The following is a 2189-nucleotide window of genomic DNA, read 5'->3' as shown; positions in this document are numbered from 1 at the left end:
ACTTCGGACTGGTAATGTGAATTACTAAACTAGATTTTTTGGGTGTGTTTGTCATTTAGTTGAAGGAATAAGGAAGAGGGAGGAAGGAAGAAGGAAGGAGCAAGGAAAATGGGGTTTGGAGACCAAAGCCCTACAGTTTTTTGCACAATAAGAAATGGCATCGAAGTTATTCATCCTGACTCCTGATTTCATAGTTTATAAATTATAAATTATAAATTATAAATTATAAATTATAAATTTTAAATTCCCATTTCCTCCCTAACATAAAATATTGGTAGAGCTACAAATAAACAACCTAAAAGTAACCCAAAAATATCATCAATCCAAAATCTCAAACCTAACAAACCTACTATTAAAAATACGGTTGCCACTGTAGCAAATAAATTATTAGTTGCTAATTTATTCTGTTTTCCCACTTGATGTTTAACTGTCATAAAAGCTGAGGCAATTATCACAGCTATTAGGGGATGCCAAATAATTATTCGATAACCAAATATAAATCCAACTAAACCAAACATCAAAGCATCTAACCAAAATTCTCTTTCCCTAAATCTAGCTAACCAAAAACTCTGAGTTCTTAATTGTGATAGCTTGATAAAATTCTCTGTTTTTTGCAGCCTCACAATTTTATTTTTCCATCTAGCTTTACGATCAATTCTCAATATTTTTTGCCACTCTGGTACAGTCTTATCCTTAGCTCTACCTAACAATTTTACCTTATCTATATTCGGCAAATTCAAATCAGTCAACTTAGCTGAAATTATCTTTAAAATTTGAGCATAATTAACCTTTTTGTCTGATTTTCTACTAATCACAATAGTTAAGGTTTTCTTGACGCGACTCACCTGAACTTTTACCGACTCAAAAGCTAAAACTTCCTGCAACTCTCGTCGAATTTCTGCTTGTAGAGTTAACTTTTTCGGAACTGTTGAAGAAGTAGAAAAATAAACAGTCTCCATATAAGTAGACTGAGGGTTCAGATGTCTCATAATAGCAACAGCAGAATGATAACGCCGATTAGTCGCACCTTGCAACATTTTGTCTAAAATTCTACCAAGTTCCTCACTAACAGATACTTTTAAATAATCTCGCCACACCCATTTACTATTTCTACTATCAAATAGATCGAAGGGTGAGACTTGAGTCAATAGATGAATACAAGTAACACCCAAACTATAAAGATCGCTGGCGAAAACTGCTTTACCCATAAGTTGTTCGGGAGCGGTATAAGCAGCACTACCAATAATAGTACCTGTTTGAGGCAAACCTTTTTTTTCTACTAACTTAGCAGCACCAAAGTCTACTAAAACAAGTTTACCTGTAGTGCGACGAATAATATTCTCTGGCTTAATATCTCGATGAATAACTTGAGATTTATGGACAAACTGTAATACTGGCAATAAATCATTTAATAATTCCCGAATTTTAGCCTCAGTAAAGACACCTTTTTCGGCTAATTCTTGAGCAAGATTTTTACCTTCAATATATTCTTGAACGAGATATTGTTGTTCGTCTTGCTGAAAATATTTGAACAACTTAGGAATTTGAGGNGGCTTAATATCTCGATGAATAACTTGAGATTTATGGACAAACTGTAATACTGGCAATAAATCATTTAATAATTCCCGAATTTTAGCCTCAGTAAAGACACCTTTTTCGGCTAATTCTTGAGCAAGATTTTTACCTTCAATATATTCTTGAACGAGATATTGTTGTTCGTCTTGCTGAAAATATTTGAACAACTTAGGAATTTGAGGATGACTGCCTAAAGTTTTTAATTGTTGCGCTTCTTGCTGAAATAATTCAACAGCTTTTTCAGAGGTTGTTTTTACCTGAAGTTCCCGACTACCAGAAATTTTTTCTGAGGATGGAGGATAATTTTGATGATAATTTTTATTCTGGGGAAAAAACTGTTTAATTACACAAACTTTTTCTGGAGTATTTGCTTCATCTACTGCCAAAAAAGTTCTACCAAAACCACCATATCCAATAAGTTTAAGGATGCGGTAATGAGACTGGTTAGTTATTGTGGAATTATTATCTACTGACGGAATAATTTTCTTTGTTTCTATTTCTTGAGGAATTAGTAATAATGGTGAATTGCAATTCTGACAAATTTCAGCCTTCGGAGAGTTTTGTGGATTTTTGCAGATAGGATTAAAACAATAACTCATTAGAATAGATCGAGA

Annotated in this window: 1 protein-coding gene and 1 pseudogene; both read right to left on the bottom strand. The window is 33.2% G+C overall.

All coding sequences use genetic code 11. From position 1 onward, the window contains the following. Positions 1–239: 239 nt before the first annotated feature. A pseudogene (locus tag AFK68_RS00700) lies at positions 240–1550 on the bottom strand (protein kinase); the annotation flags it as partial. A gap of 1 nt (position 1551) precedes the next feature. Next, positions 1552–2174, bottom strand: a 623-nt coding sequence (locus AFK68_RS43945; protein WP_371357177.1) for a protein kinase, incomplete at its 3' end; no start/stop codon positions are given. Between the last annotated feature and the right edge of the window lie 15 nt (positions 2175–2189).

The organism is Hydrocoleum sp. CS-953 (assembly GCF_002260545.1).
GTDB lineage: Bacteria > Cyanobacteriota > Cyanobacteriia > Cyanobacteriales > Microcoleaceae > Trichodesmium.
The sequence above is the reverse complement of the archived record's forward strand: the minus strand, read 5'-3'. Positions and strand labels throughout refer to the sequence as shown.